20 protein-coding genes are annotated in these 26021 nt (G+C 61.2%); 8 read left to right on the forward strand and 12 right to left on the reverse strand.

What is annotated here, in order from left to right:
* Positions 1 to 28: 28 nt before the first annotated feature.
* Positions 29 to 706: a FadR/GntR family transcriptional regulator gene (locus tag OKW27_RS03755; protein ID WP_184045149.1), complete on the reverse strand. Its 678-nt coding sequence runs from the start codon at positions 704 to 706 to the stop codon at positions 29 to 31.
* Between the two features lie 219 nt (positions 707 to 925).
* Here OKW27_RS03755 and OKW27_RS03760 point away from each other — a divergent pair, with 219 nt between their 5' ends.
* From OKW27_RS03760 to OKW27_RS03775, 4 genes are all read left to right on the forward strand, one after another.
* Positions 926 to 2710, forward strand: coding sequence for a gamma-glutamyltransferase family protein (locus tag OKW27_RS03760; protein ID WP_429332595.1), 1785 nt, complete (start codon positions 926 to 928; stop codon positions 2708 to 2710).
* Positions 2711 to 2779: 69 nt separating this feature from the next.
* Positions 2780 to 4207, forward strand: coding sequence for an MFS transporter (locus OKW27_RS03765; RefSeq protein WP_429332596.1), 1428 nt, complete (start codon positions 2780 to 2782; stop codon positions 4205 to 4207).
* Positions 4208 to 4245: 38 nt separating this feature from the next.
* Entirely contained in the window at positions 4246 to 4809 is a 564-nt protein-coding gene (locus OKW27_RS03770) for a GAF domain-containing protein (RefSeq protein ID WP_429332597.1), read from the forward strand.
* On the forward strand, positions 4806 to 6062 hold the full coding sequence (locus tag OKW27_RS03775; RefSeq protein WP_429332598.1) for an MFS transporter: 1257 nt from the start codon (positions 4806 to 4808) through the stop codon (positions 6060 to 6062). Before OKW27_RS03770 ends, OKW27_RS03775 begins: the two co-directional genes overlap by 4 nt.
* 98 nt (positions 6063 to 6160) lie before the next feature.
* Here OKW27_RS03775 and OKW27_RS03780 read toward each other — a convergent pair whose 3' ends face one another.
* The 7 genes from OKW27_RS03780 to OKW27_RS03810 all read right to left on the reverse strand — a co-directional run bounded on the left by OKW27_RS03780 (position 6161) and on the right by OKW27_RS03810 (position 12749).
* Entirely contained in the window at positions 6161 to 6496 is a 336-nt protein-coding gene (locus tag OKW27_RS03780; RefSeq protein WP_090810661.1) for an RcnB family protein, read from the reverse strand.
* Positions 6497 to 6905: 409 nt separating this feature from the next.
* On the reverse strand, positions 6906 to 8165 hold the full coding sequence (arcA, locus tag OKW27_RS03785) for an arginine deiminase (RefSeq protein ID WP_429332599.1): 1260 nt from the start codon (positions 8163 to 8165) through the stop codon (positions 6906 to 6908).
* 56 nt (positions 8166 to 8221) lie between these two features.
* Positions 8222 to 9643: a basic amino acid/polyamine antiporter gene (locus tag OKW27_RS03790; protein WP_429332600.1), complete on the reverse strand. Its 1422-nt coding sequence runs from the start codon at positions 9641 to 9643 to the stop codon at positions 8222 to 8224.
* A gap of 527 nt (positions 9644 to 10170) precedes the next feature.
* Complete coding sequence (locus OKW27_RS03795; RefSeq protein WP_090810663.1) at positions 10171 to 11514, reverse strand: ATP-binding protein; 1344 nt, start codon at positions 11512 to 11514, stop codon at positions 10171 to 10173.
* Positions 11511 to 12251 carry a response regulator gene (locus OKW27_RS03800; protein ID WP_429332601.1) on the reverse strand — a complete coding sequence of 247 codons (741 nt, stop codon included), beginning with the start codon at positions 12249 to 12251 and terminating at the stop codon, positions 11511 to 11513. The genes OKW27_RS03795 and OKW27_RS03800 overlap by 4 nt, the downstream gene beginning before the upstream one ends.
* Positions 12252 to 12258: 7 nt before the next feature.
* On the reverse strand, positions 12259 to 12381 hold the full coding sequence (locus tag OKW27_RS03805) for a hypothetical protein (RefSeq protein ID WP_260332763.1): 123 nt from the start codon (positions 12379 to 12381) through the stop codon (positions 12259 to 12261).
* The gene (locus OKW27_RS03810; RefSeq protein WP_090810665.1) at positions 12378 to 12749 is read right to left on the reverse strand and encodes a GFA family protein; all 372 of its coding nucleotides are present in this window, start codon (positions 12747 to 12749) and stop codon (positions 12378 to 12380) included. The genes OKW27_RS03805 and OKW27_RS03810 overlap by 4 nt, the downstream gene beginning before the upstream one ends.
* A gap of 490 nt (positions 12750 to 13239) precedes the next feature.
* Between OKW27_RS03810 and OKW27_RS03815 the strand changes: the two genes are divergently transcribed.
* Together OKW27_RS03815 and OKW27_RS03820 are read left to right on the forward strand one after the other, a co-directional pair.
* The gene (locus tag OKW27_RS03815) at positions 13240 to 14283 is read left to right on the forward strand and encodes a patatin-like phospholipase family protein (protein WP_184061761.1); all 1044 of its coding nucleotides are present in this window, start codon (positions 13240 to 13242) and stop codon (positions 14281 to 14283) included.
* 2 nt (positions 14284 to 14285) lie between these two features.
* Complete coding sequence (locus OKW27_RS03820) at positions 14286 to 15782, forward strand: GntP family permease (protein WP_090810670.1); 1497 nt, start codon at positions 14286 to 14288, stop codon at positions 15780 to 15782.
* 115 nt (positions 15783 to 15897) lie between these two features.
* Here the strand turns inward: OKW27_RS03820 and OKW27_RS03825 are convergent, their stop codons facing one another.
* Positions 15898 to 17301 (reverse strand): replication initiation protein, encoded by a 1404-nt coding sequence (locus tag OKW27_RS03825; protein WP_429332841.1) that lies wholly within the window; start codon positions 17299 to 17301, stop codon positions 15898 to 15900.
* A 1042-nt stretch (positions 17302 to 18343) separates the two neighbouring features.
* On the opposite strand from OKW27_RS03825, the gene OKW27_RS03830 reads away from it, so the two are divergent.
* Positions 18344 to 19555, forward strand: coding sequence for a ParA family protein (locus OKW27_RS03830; RefSeq protein ID WP_167368785.1), 1212 nt, complete (start codon positions 18344 to 18346; stop codon positions 19553 to 19555).
* On the forward strand, positions 19552 to 20526 hold the full coding sequence (locus OKW27_RS03835; RefSeq protein WP_184023618.1) for a ParB/RepB/Spo0J family partition protein: 975 nt from the start codon (positions 19552 to 19554) through the stop codon (positions 20524 to 20526). The genes OKW27_RS03830 and OKW27_RS03835 overlap by 4 nt, the downstream gene beginning before the upstream one ends.
* 2730 nt (positions 20527 to 23256) lie before the next feature.
* Here OKW27_RS03835 and OKW27_RS03840 read toward each other — a convergent pair.
* The 3 genes from OKW27_RS03840 to OKW27_RS03850 all read right to left on the reverse strand — a co-directional run bounded on the left by OKW27_RS03840 (position 23257) and on the right by OKW27_RS03850 (position 25323).
* A complete protein-coding gene (locus OKW27_RS03840; protein ID WP_429332602.1) occupies positions 23257 to 23496 on the reverse strand; it encodes a hypothetical protein in 240 nt (79 codons plus the stop codon).
* Positions 23489 to 24214: an esterase/lipase family protein gene (locus OKW27_RS03845; protein WP_429332603.1), complete on the reverse strand. Its 726-nt coding sequence runs from the start codon at positions 24212 to 24214 to the stop codon at positions 23489 to 23491. The genes OKW27_RS03840 and OKW27_RS03845 overlap by 8 nt, the downstream gene beginning before the upstream one ends.
* A 494-nt stretch (positions 24215 to 24708) precedes the next feature.
* The gene (locus OKW27_RS03850; protein WP_429332604.1) at positions 24709 to 25323 is read right to left on the reverse strand and encodes a hypothetical protein; all 615 of its coding nucleotides are present in this window, start codon (positions 25321 to 25323) and stop codon (positions 24709 to 24711) included.
* Positions 25324 to 26021: the final 698 nt, after the last annotated feature.

Below are 26021 nucleotides of genomic sequence, written 5' to 3' on the forward strand. Positions count from 1 at the left end.
CTGATCGACGCGCGGCACCACGGCAGCCTCACGCACGCCGCGCCGCCGCACCATCGGTCTTCGCCGACGCACGCCACTGCACGCTCAGCAGATGCTCGCGCATGCATTGCGCGGCCGCATCCGCATCGCGCGCTTTCAGCGCATTGACGATCGCCTGATGCTGTTGCGCGAAAAACTGCCGCGTCTCCTGCGCGGACGTTTTCTCGCGCACCTCCGGCTTCACCCGCATACCGTTGATCACCTCCATCAACGCAATCAACGCGGGATTACGCGTGGCATGTCCGATCAGCAAATGAAAGCGATGATCCCATTGCTGCCACTCGTCGTCGTTTTTCGCGGCGGCATTTTTGCGTGCGCATTTCTCCAGCTCCTGCAGATCGTCGCCACTCGCTTTCGTCGCGGCCAGCGCGGCCAGCGCCGGCTCGAACAGCAGCCGCATTTCGGCGATATCCGCGGGACTGGTGCCGGCGCGCAAGCCGCGCAGCGTCGGCGCAAACTTCAGCGGCCGCGCGCCCAGATAGGTGCCGCGGCCGACGCCGCGCCACACGCGCCCCGACGCCTCGAGCGAAGCGAGCGCCGCGCGCAGCTCGCGGCGGCTCACGTCCAGTTCCTCGGCGAGCTTTCGTTCGGGCGGCAGCGCGTCGCCGTCCTTCAACTGATGATCGGCGATGTAGTCGAGCAGCGCATCCAGTACCGGTTTGTCCATGTTGTCCACTGAACCAATTTGTATTGGTCCAAACGATACCAGAATCGCGGCGGCATGACATACCAGCACCCGGTGATTTTTGATTCGCTATACTGGTCGCATGTTGATGGTTAACACCGGGTGCAACCCGGCTTCGTTAGTTTTACGCTTTCATTTTCTCCAATTGAACCATTCAATATTGGTTCTTCGATTCGGACCGTCGTCGCCAAGGAGTCGCGCATGTCGTTTACAACCCGTCCAGAACTGATCGGCACCTTCGGCATGGTGGCCTCGACGCACTGGCTCGCGAGCGCATCGGCGATGGCGGTCCTCGAAAAAGGCGGCAATGCGTTCGACGCCGCCGCCGCGGCCGGCTTCGTCCTGCAGATCGTCGAGCCGCATCTGAACGGGCCGGGTGGCGAGCTGCCGGTGGTGTTCTACAGCGCGCGCGAAGAACGCGTGCGCGTGCTGTGCGGACAAGGCGTGACGCCCGCGCGCATGACGATCGAGCGGATGCGCAAGATCGGGCTCGACGTGGTGCCGGGCACGGGCCTGCTGCCCGCGGTCGTGCCGGGCGCATTCGGCGCGTGGATGGCGCTGCTGCGCGACTATGGCCAGTTGCCGCTCGAAGAAGTGCTGAGCTATGCGATCGGCTACGCGGAAAACGGCTATCCGGTGCTGCCACGCATGGCATCGTCGATTCTCGCGATTCAGGACTTCTTCCGCACCGAATGGACGACCTCGGCCGAGCAATGGCTGCGCAACGGCGAGGCGCCGATGCCGAACCAGTTGTTCGCGAATCCCGCGATCGCCGAAACCTACAAGCGCATCCTGCGCGAGGCGAATACGCGCAGCGATCGCGCCGAGCAGTGCGAACGCGCGCGTGATGTCTTCTATCGCGGCTTCGTCGCCGACGCGATCGACCAGTACTTCCGTTCGACCGCCGTGCTCGACACCTCGGGCCTGCGCAATAGCGGTCTGCTCGATGCGGGCGATCTCGCGCGCTGGGAGCCAACCTACGAAGACCCGGTGTCTTACGACTACGCGGGCATGCGCGTGCACAAAACCGGCCCGTGGGGCCAGGGCCCGATGTTCCTGCAACAGCTCGCGCTGCTGAAGGGTTTCGATCTCGGCGCGATGGACCCCCTCGGGCCCGATTTCGTGCACACGGTGATCGAGTGCTCGAAGCTCGCATTCGCCGATCGCGAAGTGTTCTACGGCGACCCGGCGTTTTCGCATGTGCCGATGGACGTGCTGCTCAGCGACGCGTACAACGACGACCGGCGCCGCCTCATCGATCCGCGCCGCGCGTCGTTCGAATTCCGCCCCGGGCTGCTCGGCGACAGCGAGCAGCGCGCCGCGCGCATCGTCGCGAATGCCGGGCGCGAGCAGGCCGGCGGCTTTGGCCAAAGTGAGCCGACGTTCGCGCCGCTGCCCGAATTGCGCGGCGATACCGTGCATCTCGACGTGGTCGACCGCTGGGGCAACATGGTGTCGGCTACGCCGTCGGGCGGCTGGCTGCAGGCGTCGCCGGCGGTGCCGGGGCTTGGCTTCAACGTCACCACGCGCGCGCAGATGTTCTGGATGGAAGAAGGCCTGCCTTCGTCACTCGGCCCGGGCCGCCGGCCGCGCACCACGCTGTCGCCGACGCTCGTCACGCGCGACGGCAAACCGTACGCGGCCTTCGGCACGCCAGGTGGCGACCAGCAGGATCAGTGGTCGCTGCAGCTGTTCCTCAAGCACGTGCATGGCGGCATGAACTTCCAGGCCGCCGCCGATGCGCCCTCGTTCCAGACCGCGCACTTCCCCGGCTCGTTCTATCCGCGCGCGATGCAGCTCGGCAAGATGTCGGCCGAGTCGCGCTTTCCGGACAGCACGCTCGGCGAACTGCACGCGCGGGGCCACGACCTCACCGTCGCGGAACCGTGGGCGCTCGGCCGGGTCTGCGCGGTCGCGATCCGCAACGGTTTGATGCGAGGCGCCGCTACACCGCGTCAGATGCAGGCCTATGCAATCGGCCGATAAGCGGCCCGAAGCATCCATCAGCGCAGAACGCGCGGCCTCGCCGCGCCATTTCCTTCAGGAGAAGCTGCCGTGTCCGCCGTCGCCGCCCGTCTTGAAAGACTTCCCCTGTCGAGCTTTCACCGCAGACTGCTGCTGATCGGCGGGCTCGGGTACATGTTCGACGGGCTCGATTCGTCGTCGCTCGCGTTCCTGCTGCCGGTCGTCAGCAAGCTGTGGCAATTGACGAGCGCTGAGACCGGGCTCGTCGCGAGCAGCACCTATATCGGCTACTTTTTCGGCGCGTTCCTGTCGGGTGTGCTCGCCGACGTGATCGGCCGGCGCCGCATCATGATGAGCGCGCTCGCCATCTATTGCGTCGCGTCTCTCGCGAGCGCGACCGCGCACGACTGGCACACGTTCTTCGCGCTGCGCGTCGTCGCGGGCTTCGGTTCGGGCGCGGAGACGGTCGTGATCGCGCCGTTTCTCGCCGAATTCGTGCCGCGCCGCTATCGCGGAATTTTCTGCGGCGCGCTGGTCGGCTTCATGTCGTTCGGCTATCTGACCTCGTCGATTCTCGGCTTCGCGGTGGTGCGCAACTTCGTCGACGGCTGGCGCTATCTGGCCGTGATCACGTCGCTGCCCGTCGTGATGCTGCTGTGGTGGCGCCGGACGCTGCCGGAATCGCCGCGCTGGCTCGAAAGCCAGGGCCGCGCGGCCGAAGCGAACGGCATCGTCGGCCGCATCGAAGCGGCGTTCGTCGAGCGCGGCATTGCGCTTGCGCCCGTGACTGCGAACCACGCGCTTCACGCGCTGCCCACGCCGGCCTCGACGCCGGCGCGCGGCAACGCGTGGCGCAACGTGCTCACGCTGTGGTCGCCGCGACTCGCGCGCACGACCGCGGTCAGCTGGCTGATGTGGTTCTCGGTCGCGTTCGCGTACTACTCGTTCTTCGCGTGGATCCCGAGCCTGCTCGTCAAGGAAGGGCTGACGATGACGAAGAGCTTCGGCTATTCGATTGCAATCTATGGCGCGCAGATTCCCGGTTACTTCTCGGCGGCGTGGCTCAACGAAAAGATCGGCCGCAAGGCGGTGGTCGCTTCCTACATGCTGTTCGGCGGCATCGCCGCGATCACGCTCGCGTTTTCTCACACCGGCATACAGATCATGACCGCGGGCATCGCGCTGTCGTTCTTCATGAACGGCGCATTCGCCGGCGTCTACGCTTACACGCCGGAAGTGTTTCCCACCGCGGTACGTACGACTGGCACGGGCTCGTCGTCATCGTTCGGCCGCATCGGCTCGGTCAGCGCGCCGATCCTCGTCGGCCTCGTTTATCCGCTGTCCGGTTTCCTCGGTGTATTCGCGATGACCACGACGGTGCTGGTGATCGGCGCATGCGTGGTGTTCTTCTTCGGCATCGAAACGCGCAACCGCTCGCTCGAAGATATCGAGGCGAGCGAACTCGAACCGGCTCGCGACGCGCGAGCCCAGTTGAACTCCACCCGCATGCACGGCTAAACGCACTGCGACTTTTCACACTTTCCGATGCAAACGCGATGCAAATGATGCAAGGCAACCTGACCGAACCCGCACCGCACGATACGCAGATGCTGGATATCGCAGACCTCGAGCGTCTCGCGCTGGCGATGCGCCTGAAGAACCAACCGCTCGAGCTGTTCCGCGCGGTTCACGCGGTGGCGGCAAAGGCGATAGGCCTAAGCCTGTTCACGATCATGTCCTACGATGCGCGGCGTCACGAGGTCGAACGGGTCTACACGAACCTGCCGGACATCTATCCACTGGGCGGCCGCAAAAAGAAGCAAGGCACCGCGTGGTCGCGACAGATACTTCAGGATCTGAAGCCGTTTCGTGCCGCCACGTCGCAAGGCATTCGCGAGGCCTTCGACGATCATGCGGTGATGACAGGTATCGGTCTCGGCTCGATCCTCAACATTCCGATCGCCTATGATGGCGTGTGCATCGGTACGATGAACCTGACCCACAAGGAAGGCTGGTACACCAGCCGTCATGAAAGCATAGGCCTCCTGATCGGCGCCTTCCTCGTCCCCGCTCTGCTCAAGCAGAATACGGCATCCCCCGCTTGCGCCGCCCGTTCATGAAAACACCATCCGACCTGCAAAACTATCGAGCGGTGACCCATTCCGCCGTCTCGCAAGGCCGCTGGGTGCTGGTCTTCGTGCTCGCCTACCTCGCGCTGATCGCCGATGGCGCCGACGTGATGATGTACGGCCTCACCCTGTCGCGCATCAAGGACGACTTCGGGCTGACCAATGTCGAAGCGGGCGCGCTCGGCAGTCTGACCTTGCTCGGCATGGCGATCGGCGGCATTGTCGGCGGCTGGGCGAGCGATCGTCTCGGCCGCGTGCGGGTCATCGCATGGGCGCTCGCGCTGTTCTCGCTCGGCGCGGGGATGCTCGGGTTCACGCACAGCTTCGTCGAATTCGCGGCGGTGCGCTTTATCAGTTCGCTCGGCATTGGCTGCATGGTGCTGGTCACCACGCTCGTAGCCGAATATGTGCCGACAGAACGGCGCTCGCTGGTACTCGGCATGCTGCAAACCGGCATTTCGGCCGGCTATATCGTCGTGATCGCACTCAGCAACTGGATCCTGCCGCAGTACGGCTGGCGCACGCTGTACTACGTGTCTGCCGTGCCGGTGCTGCTCGCATTCGTGATCAAGTTCGCGGTGCCCGAACCGGCGGCATGGCTCGCGAGCCGGGCTGCCGACCATGCGAGCAAAACGCGGCTCGTCGACAATCGCTACGCGCAGATTTTCCGCGACCGCCAGGCGCGCACGATGTTCATCCTGTGGACCTTCGCGTCGACCTTCGTGCTGTCCGGCTTTTACGGCCTGAACAACTGGCTGCCGACGTATCTCGAGAAGGAATTGCACATCAAGTTCAGCTCGCTGACCGGCTATATGATCGGCACATACGTGGTCGCCTTCATCGGCAAGATCTTCGCGGGCTGGCTCGGTGACCGCTGGAGCCGGCGCGGCGTGTACGTGCTCGGCTGTATCGGTGCGGCACTCTTTCTGCCCGTGATCATTTTCTGGCACACCCACGACAACATTTCCACGCTGATGCTTGTCTTCGGCTTTCTGTACGGCGTGCCACTCGGCACGATCGGCACATTCATGTCGGAGAGTTTTGCGACGTCGGTGCGCGGCACCGCGGTGGGCGGCTCGTATAATCTCGGGCGCTTCTGTTCGGGGGCGGCGCCGATCGTCATCGGTTTTATCGCGACGCAGTTCTCGATCGGACTTGGCTTTCTCGTGGTCGGCGCGGTGTTCTTTTTGAGCGGCGTGACTGCATTGTTCGTTCCCGACCGGCTATACGACACGCAGCATTAAATCGACGCGAAAATGACGAAATCATGTCGTGTCGATGAATGGCCCAGGTTCCGGCGCTAAAACTGGTCGCCGGATAGCCCGGGCCCCACGAGGAAGCATTACTGGGTTCCGGCGACAATGTCTGAAATGGTCCAGTTGTTCGTCGTTACGAGCACATAGTCGCCATTGATACCCAGCCATTTGTGCCCGCGCGGCGGCGCATTGAGGCCATGTCCGCGCCAGTCGTCCATCATGAAGTTGTAGTTACGGTATTCGGCCGGCACACGTTGACCTTTATGCCAGTCACGGTGCGGAATCGTCGGCATCACCTGCTGACGGCCCGTACCGGCCATCTGGCCGCCGCCCTGGTCCTTCATGGGCCCAGCCGCAATCGCGAGCGCGGACATACCGGCAAACGACAAGGCGACGAGTTGCGCAACAAAGCGATTATTCATATTCGAACCTCCGTGCGGTGGATGAAAGCTCCGAGCATTCACGCGATTGACGTGAAAAGTGATCGTCCAGCTACTCGCAGATTCATTAACTCGAACTTCATTGCAGCGATCGCTGGTCTATCGAATGTAATCCTTGCAAATCGCGAGATATCAAATTCGATAATTCAGGCGCGAAGTCGTTAAAAAGTATAGTAAAAGGAAGTTCGACTTCAAGCCGGACCTGCCCACCACTACCGCGTGCGTCAACCCGGCGATTAGCGGGGCGATTCGATTCGTCGCGTCGATCGTCTGGACGGATCGCGCCGTTCCTGGCGGCGGCGGACGCGCGCGCGGCGCTGTCGCCCGCTCGCCACTTCAGCGAGCGGGCGACACTTTGCCAGTCACCGGCCAGATTGATTCGCTTGACTGATCAATAGTCGACCGCATCGCGGATGATCGGGCAGGTCATGCAGTGACCGCCGCCACGTCCACGGCCCAGCTCCGCACCGACGATCGTAATCACCTCGATGCCCTGCTTGCGCAACAGCGTGTTCGTGTACGTGTTGCGGTCGTATGCATAGACGACGCCCGGGGCCGCGCACACGAGGTTCGCACCGCTATCCCACTGCGTGCGCTCGCGTTGATAGTCGCTGCCGCCCGCCTCGACCACGCGCAGATGCTTCAGCCCGAGCGCCTCGGCGACGACGTCGGTGAACGGCTTGTTTTCGGCGTGCAACTCGACGCCGCTCGGATGGCTGCTCGGCCGATACGAATAGGTGCGCGTCTTCGCCATGAAGTCCGGGGCGACCAGTACGCAATCGCGATCGGCGAACGTGAACACGGTATCGAGGTGCATTGCCGCGCGAATCTTCGGCATCGCCGCGACGATCACGCGCTCGGCCGCGCCCTTCTTGAACAGCATTGCAGCCAGTTGACTGATGGCCTGCCGCGAGGTGCGCTCGCTCATGCCGATCAGCACGACGCCCTTGCCGATCGGCATCACATCGCCGCCTTCCAGCGTGGCGAGACCGTGGTCCTGAGTCGGGTCGCCCCACCACACGTTGACCTTGCCCGCGAAATCGGGGTGGAACTTGTAGATCGCCGTAGTCAGGATCGTCTCCTCGTGGCGGGCCGGCCAGTACAGCGCATTCAGCGTGACGCCGCCATAGATCCAGCACGTCGTGTCGCGCGTGTACAGCGTGTTCGGCAGCGGCGGCAGCAGATATTCGGTGCCGCCCGCCGCTTCTTTCGCGACCTCCAGCGCCTTGCCGCCATGCGCTTCCGGGAAGTCGTGAGTGGATAGCCCGCCAATCAGCGTTTCGGCCAGCTTGCGATTGTCGAGCCCTTCCAGATAGCTTCTCAATTCATCGATAAAGCCGAGGCCGACCTGATTCGGCACCACCTGGTTGTCGAGAATCCACTTCTTGCCTTCGGGCACCGCGACCGTTTCGGCGAGCAGATTGTGCATCTCCACCACTTCGACGCCGCGGTCGCGCAGCTTCGTGACGAAGTCGAAGTGGTCGCGCTTCGCGTTCTCGACCCACAGTACGTCGTCGAACAGCAGTTCATCGCAATTGCTCGGGGTAAGACGCTGATGCGCGAGCCCCGGTGTGCAGACCATCACTTTGCGCAGCTGCCCGACTTCCGAGTAGACACCCAATTCACCCGCTTTCGCGTCCGTGTTCGCCATGATGATCTCCTGAATGCCAATGTTGGCCCGCTCTGTTCAATCGGATTTCATTAAAGCTAAATCGCGATCCTTCCGGTTACGAGGCCATAGATGCCGATGATCGCGCCAATGATCGCAACGATAAAAATGATCCAGTCGGAAACGATGAAGACATTCTTGTTCTGCTCGCGCCGAGCCCAGATATAAAGCGCCGTTCCTGGCGCATACAGCACGGCGGAAAGCAGAATGAATTTCAGGCCACCCGCCCAGATCATGAAGACCGTATAGATCGAGGCGATTGCGGCCATGATGAAGTCACGCCGGCGCTCGTCGGCGCGCACGTCGTAACCGTCGCCGCGATTCGCGTTCATGCAGCCGAACGCCGCAACGAAGAGGTACGGAATCAACGACATCGCGCTCGTCAGATTCAGCATCAGCGCGAACGCATCGCGCGAGAAGTAGGTGCTGATGACGAGCAACTGCACCACGATGTTGGTCAGCCACAATGCATTGGCAGGCACCTTGTTGGCGTTTTCCCTCGCGAATACGGCGGGCATGTCTTCGGTCTTTGCCGCCGTGAACAACACTTCGGCGCAGATCAGCGACCAGGCGAGATAAGCGCCCAGTACCGAAATCAGCAAACCTATGCTGACGAAAACCGCGCCCCAATGACCGACCACCGCTTCGAGCACCGCCGCCATCGACGGCTGCCGCATGGCCGCGATGTCGGCGCGCTGAAGCACTGCGTAAGGCAGCATCGTCACGAGCACCATCAGCGAGGTCACGACGACGAAGCCGAGAATCGTCGACTGGCCGACATCGGAGCGCTTCTTCGCATAACGGGAATAAACGCTCGCCCCTTCGATACCGATGAACACGAACACCGTGACCAGCATCGTGGCCCGCACCTGCTCGAGGATATTGCCTTCGAGTCCTCCGCCGTAGAGGTTGGCCTGGAACAGGTCCAACCGGAAGCCGAAGATCAGGATCACGATGAACACCAGAATCGGAATGATCTTGGCGACCGTGACGATACTGTTGATGAAGGCCGCCTGCTGCACGCCCTGCAGGATCATGAAATGAAATAGCCAGATGCCGATCGATGCAACGACGATCGCGACGACCGTATTGCCGTCGCCGAACACGGGAAAAAACGCGCCGAGTGTCGACTTGATCAGCACCCAGTAAGAAACGTTGCCGATACAGCTACCGATCCAATAGCCAAATGCGGAGAGAAAGCCCGGATAGTCGCCAAAGCCCGCTTTCGCATACGCAAACACGCCGGCGTCCAGTTCGGGCTTGCGTTCCGCCAGCGCCTGAAACACGCGCGCCAGCATATACATGCCCGTGCCCGCAATCAGCCAGGCAATCACGGCGCCCACCGGACCGGTGGCATTGGCAAAAGTGCGCGGCAGGGAAAAGATCCCGGCTCCGACCATGCCGCCCACCACCATCCCGGTGAGTTGCATTTTTGACATCTTTTGTGGAGTGGACGCCATTCGGATTCCTTTTAGTTACCTTTTTAACAAGGATCTTTAATCAGATTCGAACGAAACGTGTCTCTCGGCCAATCTTGCTGTTGATCAGCCGCGCTACTCTGCAACCACCACACGAAAAGACTGGTCTGTCCATTGGCGTTTGTCAATTTATCGAAGACAAGGTAACGGACTGTGGCTCGCTATGCGAGCGAATCCATCGATGCTGCGTTGCCGAATCTGGTTGAATTTGCGAATTAACCATTCACCACGCATCTGAATCGCTCGCATCGATAAGCCGCTTTGAATATCGATGATTTAACAATGATGCGACCTGCCGCATCACCGTCGCGGTTTTCTCAAATGATGGGGAATCGCAGAAGCGAGCTGAACCGGTGGTCGTTCAGAACTACTGAGAAGCACCAGAGCCACAGCTCGAAATGGCGCGCGGGGGTCATTAAGAGTCCAAACCCAATGACGATTTCATAATGGCGGGCTTTGTGAATTTTTCTGACGGAATCGTCCGCGTGTCCGCGCCGCAAGAGGTCCAACTATGACTCGCGCAACTTCCTCAACGTCAGCCGCGCTTCGAGACCGCCGCCGACGCGGTTGTGCAGCGTGAGCGTCGCATCCATCGCGAGCGCGAGTTGCCGCGCGATCGCGAGCCCCAGCCCCGTGCCGCCCGTTTGACGATTGCGCGACCCTTCGAGCCGCACGAACGGCTCGAACACCGTCTCCAGCGACTCGACCGGAATGCCGGGACCGCGATCGAGCACCGACACGGTAGCCTCGCCATCGTGCAACGCCCCGATATCGATTTGCGCGGCGCCGCCGTACCTCAGCGCGTTATCGACCAGATTGCCAACGATTCGCTTCAACGCCTGCGGACGCATCGTCAGCGACTGGCCGAAGTGGCCCTGCAGTGACACTTGCTGACCCGCGTCGACGTAATCGCACACCAGGCTGTCGAACAGTGCATCGGGATCGATGCGGCGCGGCACCTCGGTCGTGCCATGCATCGTGCGCGCATAGGTGACCCCTTCCTTGACCAGCGCCTCCATTTCCTGCAGATCCTGGCGCAGCTTTGCGGCCTCGCTGTCGTTGTCCATCGTGTCGACACGCAGACGCATGCGCGTGATCGGCGTCTGCAAATCATGCGAAATCGCCGCGAGAATCTGCATGCGCTCGGTCATGTACGTGGCGATCCGGTCCTGCATCGCGTTGAACGCGCGCGCGGCGCGCGCCACTTCGGACGGACCGGCTTCGCGCAGACGCGCGGCCTTCAGGTCGGGGCCGAGCGTGTCGGCCGCGACTGCGAGCTGATTGAGCGGACGCGTCGCGAGCCGTACCGCCAGCCAGCAGCAGGCCGCGAGCACGAGCAGCTGCAGCGTCAGCACGAGCGGCAGCCAGCGCGACAACGGGGCGCCGGGCATCGGCCGCAGGTCGATGGTGAGCGGCGTGCCGTCGCTCAGTTTCAGGTGCACCTGCAGACGCTCGCGATCGCCCGGCACTGCGTTGACGGTCAACGGATAACGCGTGCCGATGCCATCGCCGATCGACTGCGCGACGCGCGCCGACAGGCTCGCGTCGACCGGGGTGCCTGGCACGCCCGGGCCGAGCACGAACTCATAGCTGCGCCGCGCGAGCCGCGGCAGCCACTGGGCGCGCTCGTCGGGCGGCAGATGATCGAGCAGCGCGACCGAGCTCGCCACCTCGCGCTCGATGTAGCCCATCATGATGTTGGTCATCGTCTGGTCGCGCTCGGTCATCGTGAGCCAGAACGACAGCGCCTGCGCGAGCGCGAGCCCGACGAACAAAATCACCGCGAGCCGCGCGAACAGCGTGCGCGGCCAATGCGGCCAGCGCAGCAACGACGGTGATGGAGATGCGCTCATTGCGGATCTCCGATCGCGGTCACGGCCGCTGAAAACACATAGCCCTCGCTGCGCAGCGTCTTGATGTAGCGCGGCTCGCGCGCGCCGTCCCGCAGGCGTTGACGCAGGCGGCTCACCATCAGATCGATCGAGCGGTCGAACGGATCGGCCTGGCGTCCCTGGGTGAGGTTCAGCAACTGATCGCGCGTGAGCACGCGCTGCGGATGATCGAGAAACACACGCAACAGACGGTACTCCGCGCCGCTCAACGCCACCTCGGTTCCGTCCGCGTCGAGCAGATGGCGCGCGGTCGTGTCGAGCCGCCAGTCGCCGAAGCACAGCATCGGCGCCGACTCCGTCACCTCCATGCCGGGCGGCAGCATGCGCGCGCGGCGCAGCACCGAACGGATTCGCGCGAGCAACTCGCGTGCGGCGAACGGTTTGGTCAGGTAATCGTCGGCGCCCATTTCGAGGCCGACGATCCGGTCCGCTTCCTCGCTGCGCGCCGTCAGCATCAGGATCGGCACAGTGCGGAACTTGCCCGCGCGCAACTCACGGCACAGCAGGAGGCCGTCTTCGCCGGGCAGCATCAGGTCGAGCACGATCAGGTCGGGCGCGCCGTTCTCGAGCGCGGCGCGCATCTGGCGGCCATTGGCCGCGAGCGAGACACGCACGCCGTTTTTCTCGAGGTATCCCGCGAGCAGTTCACGGATACCGCGATCGTCATCGACGATCAGTACGTGGTCGGAGGTTTCCATCGACGGATTATCTGCTGCGGCGTTTGAGTTGCACGCCGCTCGACTGGATCAATGAACACTGCAACGGATGCGCGAGTTCGGCCGCGAAGCCGCCCGCGACGAACACAGCGATGGCAAACAGGCGTTTCATGCGTCCTCCAGCACGGAAAGACTCGCGCCATCGGCCACGCCGGCTTCGAGCGCGTAAGGATCGACCCCGTCGAGGCAGCCAATATTGACGCGCCATTGCTGCGGATCCTTGCGCGTCTGATGAAAAGGATAGATGCCGCAATGCTTGCAGAAGTAGTGTTTCGCGACCTTCGTGTTGAACTGGTATAGCGTCAGCGAATCCTCGCCACTCAGAATCTTCAACTGACTGGCGGGAAAGAGCGGCGTCATCAGCGCGCCCTTGCGGCGGCACAGGCTGCAGTTGCAACGACCAGCCGGAACGATTTCGGTGCGAACTTCGAACTTGACGGCCCCGCAGTGGCAGGACCCTTGCAGCAACCCGGCGTTCATGATGCTCTCCGTGATTTGACGATGCCTGTCGTAATGTATCCGGCGGCCGAGACGATACATTACATTGCAATACGCCGCGGCGATTAGCGCAAGGCGAAACAGCGAAGATATACACGCGAGTTAGCATTTAAGCGGCACGACGGGGCGCGCCGGCCGGCCTCCTTACACGCTGTTTTTGACCTCGGCGTGACCAATCGGCTTTTCTATATTCCGCTTGAATGGCCGGCATTGCCAGGCACAATCGCGCGTGACCAGCAAGCGGGCGATGACGGCCACGAGCCGGTTGCTCGCAAGCTCTGTGAATCAAGTTGAATACGCTTGACTTTTAGTCACCGGCCACTTCCAATACCAATGGTGCAGTGCGATGTTTCGCCTTTGAAACACGCCTCACCTCGTTCGGTAGTTCACAGCATTGGCCAGCAGTTCATTCGTCCGCCGTGCATGCGGCGTCAGCTCGCGAAATGGAGCACTCCTCACTACCGGAGTCGTCTTGGCTGCAACAAAAAACCAACCCACCCACCGCGAACCCGCCCTTATCGATCTCGCATTGCAAGGCGGCGGATCGCACGGTGCTTTTACATGGGGCGTCCTCGACCGTTTGCTCGAAGAGTCGTGGCTGCGGATCGAAGGAATATCGGGTACGTCGGCTGGCGCGATGAACGCCGCGGTGCTGGTGAGCGGCTATCAGGCAGACGGCGCGGCCGGCGCGCGCGCCGCGCTCGAAGCCTTCTGGCGGCGAGTATTCGAAGCATCGGTGTACAGCCCGTTTCGCCGTACCCCGTTCGACGTGTTGATGGGCCGCTGGACGCTCGACTACTCGCCGCTCTTCATCGCGATGGACCTCGCGGCGCGCGTGTTTTCTCCATACGACCTGAACCCGCGCGGCGTACATCCGCTGGCGAAGATTCTGCAGGACTCGATCGATTTCGCGCATCTGCGCGACGCGCCGATCAAACTGTTCATCACCGCGACGCGCGTGCGCACGGGCCAGGCGCGTGTGTTTCGCAATGGCGACCTGACGCCTGACGTGCTGCTCGCCTCCGGCTGCCTGCCCACGCTGTTTCAGGCCGTGCAGATCGACGGTGAAGACTACTGGGACGGCGGCTATGCCGGTAATCCGACCATGACGCCGCTGGTACGCGAATGCACGTCGAGCGACACGCTGCTGATCCAGGTCAATCCCGTCGTGCGGGACGAAACCCCGCGCACCGCGCGCGACATCATCAGTCGCCTGAACGAAGTTGCCTTCAACGCGCCGCTGCTAAAAGAGCTGCGCATGATCGCGCTGCTGCGCCGCGCGGCGGACCCCGGCAGCGACGAAGGCCGCCATTGGGCGGCGATGCGCATCCATCGGATCGCGAGCGAGCTGATGACCGAACTCGGCTACTCGTCGAAGCTGAACGCCGAGTGGAGCTTTCTGACGATGCTGCGCGACGAAGGCCGGCGTGCCGCCGAAGCGTTCCTCGCCGAGCACGGCGATTCGATCGGCGTGCGCTCCTCGCTGGATCTCGACGCGTTGCTCGACGGAGTCTGACCATGGAAGTCATCACCCTGTCACCGCTCGCGATCGGTCTAGGGCTTTTCGGCATGCTCGCGAGTCTCGCGCTGCTGATCGGCTTCGCGTACCGCGGCTGGACCGTGCTGCTGCTCGCGCCGTTCGCCGCGATGCTGGCCGCCGCGATTTCGGGCGAACCGATCCTCGCGCATTGGACCCAGACCTTCATGCTCAGCGCCGCGCGCTTTCTCGCGCAGTTCTTTCCGTTGTTCCTGCTCGGCGCGCTGTTCGGCAAGCTGATGGAAGACAGCGGCTCCGTGAAGGCGATCGCCAGTTACATGACGGAGAAGCTTGGCGCGCATCGGGCGATTCTCGCGGTCGTGATCGGTGGCGCACTCGTCACCTATGGCGGCGTCAGCCTCTTCGTGGCGTTCTTCGTGCTCGCGCCGATGGCCACCGCCCTCTTCCAGGCCGCCAATATTCCGCGCCGTCTGATGCCGGCCGCGATCGCGCTCGGCACGTCGACGTTCACGATGTCCGCGCTGCCCGGCACACCGGCTATCCAGAACGCGATCCCGATGCCGTTCTTTGGTACGACGCCGTTTGCGGCGCCTGGGCTTGGCATCATCGCGAGTATCGTAATGGTGGTGTTCGGGCTCTGGTGGTTGTCCTTGCAGCAATCGCGCGCGAAGGCGGCCAATGAAGGATTCGACGGACTCGAGGCGGCGGTGAAATCCACCGGGGCGCCGGCCAGCGACAACCTCGTGCGCGAGCGCGCAAGCGTATCGCAGAGTTTCGATCCGGAGGAAGCGAAGCGCGGGCATGTCAGCGAGAGTCTGCCCTCGTTCGGCGTCGCGCTCACGCCGCTCGTGCTCGTCGTGCTGACGAACTTCGTGATGAACGTGATCGTGCTGCCGCGCATCGACGCCGACTATCTGGCCGAGGTCCGTTGGGGCGAGACGTCGCTTGCGGCGGTCGGCGGTGTGTGGGGCGTGTGCGTGGCGCTCACCGTCGCGATCGTCGTGCTCGTGCTGCTCAATCGGCATCGCCTGCCGGCACTGCGCGAGACGATCGATGCGGGCGCGAATGCATCGGTGCTGCCGGTGCTCAGCGTCGGCAGTCTGGTCGGCTATGGCGCGGTGATCGCCGCGCTGCCAGCGTTCGCGCTCGTGCGCGAATGGGTGCTGGGTATCGGCGGTGGTCCGCTCGTATCGCTCGCGGTCGCCACCAATCTGCTCGCGGCGCTGACCGGCTCGGCCTCGGGCGGTCTCACCATTGCGCTCGACGCGCTCGGCAGCACCTATCTGCAACTGGCTGCGCAATACGGCATCGACCCGGCGCTGCTGCATCGGGTCGCCGTGATTTCCTCAGGCACACTCGACAGCCTGCCGCATAACGGCGCGGTCGTGACGCTGCTTGCCGTGTGTGGGTCGAACCACCGCGAAAGCTATCGCGACATCGTGATCGTCGGGATTCTCGGCGCGTTACTCGCGCTGGTGGTGGTGATCGTGCTGGGCTCGCTGTTCGGGTCGTTCTGAGCGTCTGAAGTAGCAAAGGGTCTTGCACTGACGTTGCTATCCGTCAGTGCAAGACCCCTTTCTATTTGCCGGTCGGCTCAGTTTGGGCTGCTTTGCAGCCGATTTCCGGCTCACTTCACGCCGCCGCGCGCGCCGCATTCATCCGGCCGAATACGAACTGCCCCAGATACCAGACCAGCTCGGTATTCGCGAAAATTGCATCTTCGGTGACCGTCGACGGTTCGAGCTTCATCCGACGCAGCATCAGCTTGCCTTCGCGCGACGCCGTCCACGCATGCATCAGTTCCTTGCGCGTCTTCGCATCGGCGGCGTTGAAATGGTCGCGGCCCTTGCGCGAATCCTCGTTCATGCGCGCGCGCACTTCTTCTTCGCGCGTCGCGATGCTGTGCGCCACGGTCTTTCTCGTTTCGGTCTTGACCGCCTGTTCCTGCGTTTCGTCGGCGAGCAGTTTGGCCTGTACGTCGACCATCGTGCGCTCGGCGTCGGAGATCTTCCAGTTGTCGCGTAGCGCGCGCATCAGGTAGCCCGCGGGGCTCTTCTTGACCTGGCCGCGCTTGACCCTGAAGCGCGTGTATTCGACGGCCTGCTGGATACGTTCGTCGGTCCAGAGTTCGCGGTTCTCCGAAATCTCGCTGAACTGCTTGGTCGAGAGCCCGAATTCGTCGGTGAGAATCTTGTACAGATGGCTCGCGTCGGCGAGGCTCGCGAGTACCGCGTCGGCTGTGTCCTTGCGCTTGAGCAGGAAACGGATGCGGTCGATTTTCTTCGACGTCGTGGATGCAGTCCGCGTCTCATAGGACATCTCGACGTCCGACACTTCGTTGATCTCGCGCACCGCCGGCTCGAGCCAATCGCGCTTGAAGTATTTGAAGATGGCGGCATTCGCGCCCATTTTGCCGGGCCAGTTGCGCATTTCCTCGAGCTGGATCCAGTCGGTGCGTCCCGCGGGCACGTTGGGCAAAACTTTGTCGTAGATCGCGCGCGCTAGACTGCGCGTGAACGCGGTGGAAATGCGCAAGCTCAGCCAATGCGATTTCTGCGGATCGCGGATATGCGGCACCAGCCGCGGATGGACGTCAAAACGCATACGTCCGCGATGAAAACCGACCATACCGATCAACTGAACCTGCACCCACAGATCGTTTTCGTTGGGATCGCGGTCCGCGGGCGTATTCGTCACGCGAACTTTCGCGTTCTGAGCTTCGTCGGCGATCGTGCGCAAGTGCTTCAGGTTGCGGCTGTCGTAACGCATCAGCCACTTGAAGTAGTTGAGTTCGACGTCGTACTGATCGCGCTGCTCGGGCTCCTGCGCGACGATGAAGTACGCGGCATCGAGAAAGCGCCGCGCCGGCAGCCCCATATTGACGATTTCGGTGAAGAAATCGTTGCGCTGATAACCGATCTCGCGATTGGCCTCGTTGATGCGCAATCCCTGATCGAACATGTCTTCGAACAGCGCGAGCGCCATCTGGCGTGACGTCGCTTTCGACCTGCCCTCTTCCGGATTGTCCGCGGCCATGTTCTTCATCCACTTTTTCGCTCCCGGGACTGTAAGCATGCGGTGGTGAGCTGTCAACACACAGAACCTCACCATCAAACGACCGCGGCGGAGGCCGTTTCGGTGTCCCTTCCGCGTTTCGGCACACAGAACCTCACCATGTTCACAAAGAACCTCACCTTGCGGGCGGGCGTTCGCGCGGCAAGGCCTTGTGCGACGGCCCTTTCAACCTCGTTCCCAGTAGCTGCACAACCCACCTCACCTTCGCGATTTGACGCAGTGGCAAACACATCGAACCGCACCTTGGTGGGGAATCAGTCTCACCTTGCTGCACAACCAACCGCACCTCTGAGCACAGCGAACCTCACCTTCGACACAACGCACCTCACCTTTTGGAACCTAAGTGCTTGAACGGATTGAATAGTGCTTGGTTGCGTTAGTTTGTGGGTTTGTTCTCGGTTTTAAAAAAACCTACCAACCCGGCACACACAAATGCGGCTGAAGATTGCGCGATGCAGCATGGTGAGGTTGATTGTGCGAAACGTTGAGCGGGGTCGGAAGAGCTGTTGCCAAGGTGAGGTTGGTTGTGCTGCGACTGTGATTGGCAACCCCTAGTGATGAGCTGAACCTCTGGCTGACGGCCTGGCGCCCGTGTATCGCCGCTTCTGTGGGTGAGGTTGATTGTGCATTTGCGTTCTAAGTGCGGGGAACTCTCGCAGGGAGGTGGCGAAAATCTAACAATGGTGAGGTCGATTGTGCAAAAGTTCGCCGGACCGGTCTTTCAGGAAATGAGAAAGTGCACAAATGACCTCACCAAGTGCCTAAGTCTCGAGCAGGAGTGCCGACTCCGCTACCCAGATTGCGAAGAAAGGTGAGGTCATTTGTGCCTTCGAGGACGCAGTGTTTCGAGGCTCGTTTAGTTTCCACGGCGATTCCGCAACCGAAAACGGTCTGGAAATACAGAAATTTGCAGAAAATCCGCATAAAAACAGTAATTTAAAAAGCTATTTTCAAGTATTTCCTGTATTCTGAGGTTTCTGGAATTTTATGGGAAAACCTCAGAATGGTCAGAACGAGCCAACTTCCTGCCGTAGACCGAACCGTTCACTTTGAGCAGATCAGTGAGTTCGCAGAAAAAGTCACCATTTTCACTAATGAGCTGCGTGACACGATTCTGGCTCCGCGTCCTCGAAAAACGGCTCCCGTTTTCAAGACCGGCGAGATTGCCGAGATGTGCAACGTCTCACACTCGCAGGTTCAGTATCTCGCGACAAAAGGCGACGGAGAACTGCCTTCGGGCACGGCGGCAGGCACGGGCCGTACCCGGACCTTCACGCTGGAGGAGGCGCGGATCTGGGTACAAAAGATTTCCGACATCTACCAGACTCCACTGGTCACGCGCCTGAAGGAGCCAGACGGGAAGATCATTATCACCGCGCAGCTCAAAGGTGGCTCCGCCAAAACGACGACGACGATGTGCCTCGCCCAGGGGCTGTCGCTGCGGGGACGCAAAGTGTTGGTGGTTGATCTCGACCCGCAGGCGTCGCTTTCGGAACTGTGCGGACTGTACGCGGAAAAAGACGTGACGCCTGAAGACACAGTATTGCCGTACGTCTACGACCAGGACATCGAAGGTGGCCTCGAGGGGCGGGTCCAGTCGACGTACTGGGATGGCATCGACGTGATTCCTGCGCACACGGAACTGATTGGAGCAGAGTTCCATCTGCCGGCGATGCAAAAGATGCGACCGGGTTTTCGCTTCTGGACCGTGCTTCGTCAAGGGCTCGAGCCGCTGCGCAAGAAGTACGACTACATTCTCATGGACACGTCGCCGTCGCTGTCGTACCTCAATCTGAACGCGCTGATGGCCGCGGATGCCATGGTGATGCCGATGGTGCCGGAAAACCTGGACTTCATCAGCTCGCTGTCGTTCTGGCGACTTTTCTCGGACGTGTCCAAAAGCTTTATCAAATTCGAGACGGACAAGAAGTACGACTTCGTGTCGCTGGTGTTGTCGCGGGTCGATTATGGGCGGAACTCGTCGGCGCCGATCGTGCGCGCGTGGGCGCAAAGCGCGTACGAAAACTGGCTGCACTCGATCGAGGTACCGGCGAGCTCGGTGATGAGCACCGGGGCGTTGGCGTTCTCGACCGTCTTCGACATCAGCAGCAATCACAGCGCGGCCAAGTCGTTGCAACGCGTGCGGCAACCTCTCGTCGACTACTGTCGCTGGATCGACGAGATCTATTCGGAAAAATGGAGGAACGCGCAATGAGCAATATGCGAGAACAGTTGCTGGCCAAGACGTCGGGCATTCGCAAAACTTCGTCGATCAACGAGGACGAGGTGAAGCGCAGCAACCGCACGCAAACGGCGCCCGGCCTTGCCGGCGCGCTGGCCGTTGCGCAACTTCGCGTGCAGGAACTGGAATCGACTGGCGTCGCATCGCAACTGGCGGTTGCTGGCATCTTGCCGAATCCTTGGCAGCCGCGTCGCGTGTTCAACGAAGCAAAATTAGCCGAGCTCGCGGAATCGATCCGCGAAGTTGGACTGATGCAGCCGATCGTGGTCCGTCGTGTCGCGGACGACTATCAGATCGTCGCCGGCGAACGACGCTGGCGTGCGCACAAAATGTTGGGGCTGGACACGATCAAGGCCGTGGTTGCGGATTGCTCCGACTCGGATATGGCCGTGCTCGCAATGGTCGAAAACATTAGCCGCGACGACCTTGCTGACTATGAAATCGGCGTGGCGATTCGTCGATCGGAAACAGAGTTCCCGAATCGCAAGCGACTGGCGGAAGCGATGGGATTGTCGCGGGCAGGTCTGTATCAGTTCTTGTCGTTCGACAATCTGCCGGACTTCATCAAGAAAGATCTCGATATTCAACCGCGACTATTGGGCGGGACTGCGGCGCAAGCAATTGCAGCGGCTATCAAAAAGCATGGCGAGGATGGCGTTAAAGCCGCTCGCGAAATTTGGCCTCTGTTGGTGAGAGGCGAAATGGATCAGGGCAAGGTCGCGGCGGGAATCACCGCCCTGGCGACCCGGCAGACGACGTCGGGTGGTACCAGCGGACGCAGCATCGAGAAATTTTTCGCGGGACGAGAGCACGCTGGGAGCATCACCAAGGATGTGAGTAACTTCACGATCAAGATCAAGACCGGAGTGATCACCGAGGCGCAAGAAGTTCAGATACGACAGTTGATCGGACAGATGTTCCAATCGCAGCCGAAGACGAGCTAATCGGTGGTTCGGTTGTAGTGTTAAAAGGCCCGCTTAGTGCGGGCCTTTTTTTGGTGCGCCAGGCATGGCGCGTAGCGCCGTGACTGGCGCTGTCCGACCCGCTGTGGTGGCGAGCCGGATGACTTGGGGGTGAAAGTCCTCTGCACACCCGGCAAGGGGAAGTGCTAGCTGAACGGCAAGGGTGTCCGTCGTAAGGCGGAATCTGAAGGAAGCCGCAGGCAAAATGCTGGCCTGACGAACAGGAAGCGGATATCAGGCGGTGTGGCGGGGTGAGCAGTCCAAGATCTGTAAAGCCCAATACTTGCACGGAACGCCACGACGTAGATCCGACAGGCATAAGCAGGAAGGTCGCGCGCATTACCCTGGGAGCCCCGTCAGTCTGCCTTGTGCTACTGGCATCGCAAGGTGCCGGGATGGGCTGGCGGGAGTCAGCAGAGGCCATAGTAGCGGCTCGGAACCGGAGCAGTGAAGGGCCGAACCTGACGAGAGTGGATAGTCACGCGTGCTCTCTGAGCGTTTGGGCACAAGTCTCGGCACAGCCGGGAGCCTGCGATCAAACTTGACGGCCGGAAGCCTGAGAGAGGTTGGGGTGTCCATTGAACGACAGGCGACACGACGAACGAAACGAAGCTCGCTGGAGCAATCCAGTCGTCAGGAAACGCCGGATACGTGATCCGTACGTCCGGTGTTGTGGGAGGACGGCGGGGGCAACCCCGCCTCCTACCCGATGGTCAATCAAATCGGTCCACCTCGAAGCGTGTCTAGAGTCTAGACACTCACTCCGCAGCCCTACCTTTGCGCCATCGGGTGTCTAGACTCTAGACAGTCTTGACAAGGCACCCCCGATGCCGATGAAAGCGTGCCGCGTCCGCGCGAACGCACATCCTTCGTGCCTTGCACGACCCGTGGAGCGATTCACGCAGTATTGCGTTCGCAGCGATCTCGCAGGCACCTGCGGCGGGTCAGCCGCTCGCCATGAGCGAGACAGCCAATGACTGGGGATTTCTGATGCATCCATTGAGCCGGGTTCGGCTGCTTCGTTGACGGTCGCATTACCCGGAGCACATACAAAATCGCACGGGCGACATATGACGGACGGGATGGAGCGCCTGCCCTCTGTCCTATAAACGGAAACTCTATTCCGGCAGGCCATCCACGGTCATTCTCAACCCAACGCCGCATCACGCGTTTCCCCGAGACGACTCGACTCCGCTATCGTCGGTTCCAATCTTCTCAATGAGAAAGGCCGCGGCCCTTAGTGCGCGACGTGCATTGCACATGGTTGTCCATGAACAGCTGTGTTCATGATGGCGCTGTCGGCCGCAGCAAACCTCGGCGAAGATCGTCGACGTCCCGCAAGAATGCTTCACTCTCCCGGTGTACCTCAGGCAATGAACGCGCGCAGCGTTGAGGCCACCGCTTATCGACCGCAAAGTCGGCAGTCGTTCTGCCGGAAAAGCTGTTCCGTACGATTAGCAATGAAAGCGGCACGAACAAACGCGCAAAGGAAGGGCTGTGAATGGGGCTTGCCTCAGCGAACAGACGACATGCGTCAAGATCCGGCGGGAGCCAGTTATTACTGGAACGTCGCGTCAAGGGACCCCGAATCATGTATCGCGCGTTCTCTCAAACCATGCATCGCCGTTCTGCAAACGGGTGTTCGATCGACGACCTGGAAGTCAATCGCGAACGCCTGCCGGCCGCGATGAATTGGCCGTAATCGCGTTGAACCAACATCCCACCGTCGTCAAGAGAGGGCACTCTAAAGATAGTTGATGTCGGTCGTCACGCCTACCGATCTACCCACCCGCCGGGGAGACACCCAGGTAGACGTACTCGAAGATATGCATCGCGACCGCGCCGATCATTTTTGGGCAAGCATCGGAGTAGTGAGTGACTCGACCGCAACGAATGATCTCCGTCCGATCGTATGTCACGCCACCCGGATGGGCCTGCGTCAGACCACTCGTTCAGCGCGAAATCAACATCGCTGCTCCCAGATCATCCGCAAGAAATCTGTCGGACGATGGACGGCAGGATAGGTGAGGGCAAGCGCGGAAATCTCGCGAACGTAAAGAGTCTCTCCCGGCCCGCCCTGTGATAAAGACGATCGCGCATCGGCAATGCGAGCGACTGTCAGTCGCCACGCGTGTGGCCAACTTGAAACTTCAGCAGATGCAGCGGTCGCGCATCGGCGACCTAACAATATACGGGGACTGAACATACCGCCAACTTTCGCGAACTAAATATCGAAAAATGAGTGACTCTTAGCCAATACGAGCGAGAATTTTCGATTCTTCGGCCAATCTCGCCAACCGACACGGCGTGAAACATTGCGAAACGTCTTCTCTGCGTGTCAACCTGTTGTTTTAAAAGACTTTTTTCACCAATGCACGCCATTGTTTCACGCCAATCAGTCAAATTGGTGCACGATACCCCATCACTCCCGCCAAGCGCCGACAACGCGCAAGAATGAACACACGTGCCCCCGCCAATCCGTAACGTTCAATACGTAATTTGTAGCGAAAGAATTTCCGGCGGCCGTCGCGATCTTTCGAGCGTTCCGCTGACCTGACCGCTCATTCAAACCAATCTTCCGCGCCTGCCTCGATCACGCTGGCTTGATTCGGAACGCTGTACCAGTGATTCGAACAGAGCCCAGCAACAGCAAGCTCGTCAACCCCGAGCCCAAGTCCGAGCCGCCGCGAAAGACAGCTGGCCCCGCCGCCATCACTTCGCTATCCGAGCCTCCCCGCAAACCTCCCCGCGCTGATCGATCTGCGCAATATCCTCATGCAAGATCCGCCGAATCTCGAGGATCGCCCGCGGCGTCTCCTGCACACTGTGTCCAGCAACAATCACCTTCTCCGACAGCGCGCCCACGAGATGCGCGCTGCGATAAGGGACCACGCCATCATCGGAATCTTCGAGCGGCCCGTTTTCGCGCAGCTGTTCAATGCTGTTAGGCACATGGAAGGTCCGTCCCTGCGGTTCGATGTTCGTCGCCGTCTGCATCACTTCCTCGATCTCGTTCAGCAGGGCAAGCGGCAGACGCACGAGGTTGGCCGCCCAGCGCGACAGCCGGTTGCTCGCGAACGGCGTGCCTCGATTGGGGGGCCGCGATAAATATGGCGCGCTCGATTTGCGGCATCGGCGTGAAGTTCAGTAGCCGATCGCGCCGCTCGTCCTCGCGATCGATATCGGTGCCCTCGGGCACGTACTTGTCCTCGAACGTCGCCCAAAGCGCGTCGCCGGAAGTCGACACGAGCAGCCGCGCCAGAACGCCGCCCATGCTATGACCAATCAACGCCATGCCATGCGACGCCGGCACCGTACCGTCTGGATCGAAGTGCGCGAGCGTCTGTTGCGTGGCGCGGCGGATGCGCGCGAGGTTGACCAGAATCGGCACGTTGGTCGGGTAGTAGACCTGCCACACGTGGAAATGCTGGCGAAGCACTTCATCGCCCTGAATATCGTCGGCGACGTTGACCCATGTCTCGGGGCTGCTCGCGAGGCCGTGCAGCATCAGAATGATCCGTCGATTGGGATCGAACGGTTGCATCATGTAGATGCGGGGCGTATCGATACCGTGTGCGCGTCCAAACAGCGTGCGCAACGATTGCCCGGCGAAGCCCGAGCGCGCGAGCCAGATGCCGTAGCCCGCGCTGAGGTTGGCCGAAAGTGGCACAGTCTGGCCGTGTCGCTCGACACTGTCTTCGCGATACGGATCATAGAGACGGACAGCACGACCTCATGCGAGGCAAGCACCTGTTCGAGCATGCCCTGGCTGAACCAGATCGACGCGGTCACGTTCGGCGACGGCATCTCGCGGAAAAAGCGCGACGCCGGCCTTTCGCCCCCAAACCATCGCGTCGATAAATGCTACGTATCCCCGCGAACGACAGCCGCGACGCCGGGATGACTTCGCGCGGTTCGCGCACGCCTTCGGGTAGTCGGGTTCGGCTCAGGTCGAGATGAATGGACCAGCCTGCGATGTACTGCGTGCCCGGCACGCCGTTGCCGGCATCGGCAGCGAGCGCGCCACGCAGAAGCAGCGCGTGGGCAAGTTCCTGCACCGCGTAGTTGTAGTAGTCACGGACCTGGGTCTGACGATCTTCGAATGCACGTTCGCCAGCAGTGCGTTCACCGAGGAACAGAAATGCATACGCGAATCGCGCGGCCCTAAGCCACAGATCGAATTGCGCGTCGCTCCAATCGCTGGCGTTGGCCGGGCGTGTTGGTGATGGCCATCTGCAACGACAGTTCGGCGAGGCTCGACAATCGCCGGTCGGTATTGATTCCGCCGACGGTCGAGATCGTATTGATGCAATCGAGCGGCTCACGTTGGCAGGCGTTCCCATCGAGTGGCGCGATGTGCAGGGTGTCTCGCGTCGCGGCGCTCAGACGGCCGGTCGATAGAATGTCGCCGCGGCGCATCGCGATGTACTGCTCCGGGCCTTGTGAGCTGACGGTGACCATCGCGCAACCGCACAGAAGACCGCCAGTGAGCAGCGCGAGTGCCGCGCACCGCGATGTCCACGATGCGAGCGAGCGCGTCATGATGCGTCGAACCGGTTCGTGCGAGAGGGCAGCCGCGCTACGCCGATGCAAGCGATGAACGCTGGCGGCGGCCCGCGACGTTGCAATTGCCAACTTTCTTTTCACGCAGAGTTGCGTCACCCATCGGCGAAACAAAAATTCCTTGAAACCTATAGCGTTTTTTCCCCATGGCATTTCGTCACCAGTACAGCAGAATAGCCATGCGTATATTTCATCAACAGAAGCCGAAGCAACCATAGAACGAGTCGGTATGACCGTAGCAAGTCGCGAATCGATTGACGGCTTGCGCATTGTTCGGCCATGATGCCTGTGACGAACTGAAAGGGGCCAATGACGCACGCATGACACGGGCAAACCACCAGTGAACTGCGCGAAGTCATGAACGCCTATGACGGCTTTGATATACCGCTTAAGGTAAGCAATCGATACGATCGTGCTGCGCCTGTGAGGCTCTTGACAGCGAATTGTTTGGGAACTTTAATAATTTTGCAGCAAGGTTCAATCGAAGGGATCTGATTCAACGCTGCAATCCGCCCGCATATTCATTCGTCTTCAGGTTTTGCGGAATCGTCGTGCATTCCATACAGGGCGGATTCGTCAATTTCCTCAGTCTTGCTTCGGCATGGCGAAGCAGTTTGGCAGTTCGACAGGATGCCTGATGAACGGAGCCGGAATGACGACACATGGGTCGCGGCTGTAGTCCTGACGGCCACAACACCGTTGTCGCCGATAGACTGGTTTGAACGACGTTGCCGGTCCGACAGAAGGGATGCCGCTGTTCCTCGAGTCTGACCTGGCCGTGGAAGTCGAAGCGGATGCACCCATCGGTCCACTGTCATGGGCCCCTATGAATTGCTGAGCAACCTGTAGGGTCTCGTATTCGCCGGCCCGTGAGCTACGTTGCCGCTGGGCTTACGACACGGGTTGCGCCAGCA

It is taken from the genome of Paraburkholderia sp. 35.1 (assembly GCF_050436525.1).
Taxonomy (GTDB): Bacteria; Pseudomonadota; Gammaproteobacteria; order Burkholderiales; family Burkholderiaceae; genus Paraburkholderia; species Paraburkholderia tuberum.

What these genes read in the sequence shown, in the direction of transcription:
- OKW27_RS03755 (WP_184045149.1), bottom strand. Translation starts at nt 706, where the DNA reads ATGGACAAACCGGTACTGGATGCGCTGCTCGACTACATCGCCGATCAT.
- OKW27_RS03760 (WP_429332595.1), top strand. Translation starts at nt 926, where the DNA reads ATGTCGTTTACAACCCGTCCAGAACTGATCGGCACCTTCGGCATGGTG.
- OKW27_RS03770 (WP_429332597.1), top strand. Translation starts at nt 4,246, where the DNA reads ATGCAAATGATGCAAGGCAACCTGACCGAACCCGCACCGCACGATACG.
- OKW27_RS03775 (WP_429332598.1), top strand. Translation starts at nt 4,806, where the DNA reads ATGAAAACACCATCCGACCTGCAAAACTATCGAGCGGTGACCCATTCC.
- OKW27_RS03780 (WP_090810661.1), bottom strand. Translation starts at nt 6,496, where the DNA reads ATGAATAATCGCTTTGTTGCGCAACTCGTCGCCTTGTCGTTTGCCGGT.
- arcA (WP_429332599.1), bottom strand. Translation starts at nt 8,165, where the DNA reads ATGGCGAACACGGACGCGAAAGCGGGTGAATTGGGTGTCTACTCGGAA.
- OKW27_RS03790 (WP_429332600.1), bottom strand. Translation starts at nt 9,643, where the DNA reads ATGGCGTCCACTCCACAAAAGATGTCAAAAATGCAACTCACCGGGATG.
- OKW27_RS03795 (WP_090810663.1), bottom strand. Translation starts at nt 11,514, where the DNA reads ATGAGCGCATCTCCATCACCGTCGTTGCTGCGCTGGCCGCATTGGCCG.
- OKW27_RS03800 (WP_429332601.1), bottom strand. Translation starts at nt 12,251, where the DNA reads ATGGAAACCTCCGACCACGTACTGATCGTCGATGACGATCGCGGTATC.
- OKW27_RS03805 (WP_260332763.1), bottom strand. Translation starts at nt 12,381, where the DNA reads ATGAAACGCCTGTTTGCCATCGCTGTGTTCGTCGCGGGCGGCTTCGCG.
- OKW27_RS03810 (WP_090810665.1), bottom strand. Translation starts at nt 12,749, where the DNA reads ATGAACGCCGGGTTGCTGCAAGGGTCCTGCCACTGCGGGGCCGTCAAG.
- OKW27_RS03820 (WP_090810670.1), top strand. Translation starts at nt 14,286, where the DNA reads ATGGAAGTCATCACCCTGTCACCGCTCGCGATCGGTCTAGGGCTTTTC.
- OKW27_RS03825 (WP_429332841.1), bottom strand. Translation starts at nt 17,301, where the DNA reads ATGGCCGCGGACAATCCGGAAGAGGGCAGGTCGAAAGCGACGTCACGC.
- OKW27_RS03830 (WP_167368785.1), top strand. Translation starts at nt 18,344, where the DNA reads ATGGTCAGAACGAGCCAACTTCCTGCCGTAGACCGAACCGTTCACTTT.
- OKW27_RS03835 (WP_184023618.1), top strand. Translation starts at nt 19,552, where the DNA reads ATGAGCAATATGCGAGAACAGTTGCTGGCCAAGACGTCGGGCATTCGC.
- OKW27_RS03850 (WP_429332604.1), bottom strand. Translation starts at nt 25,323, where the DNA reads ATGGTTGCTTCGGCTTCTGTTGATGAAATATACGCATGGCTATTCTGC.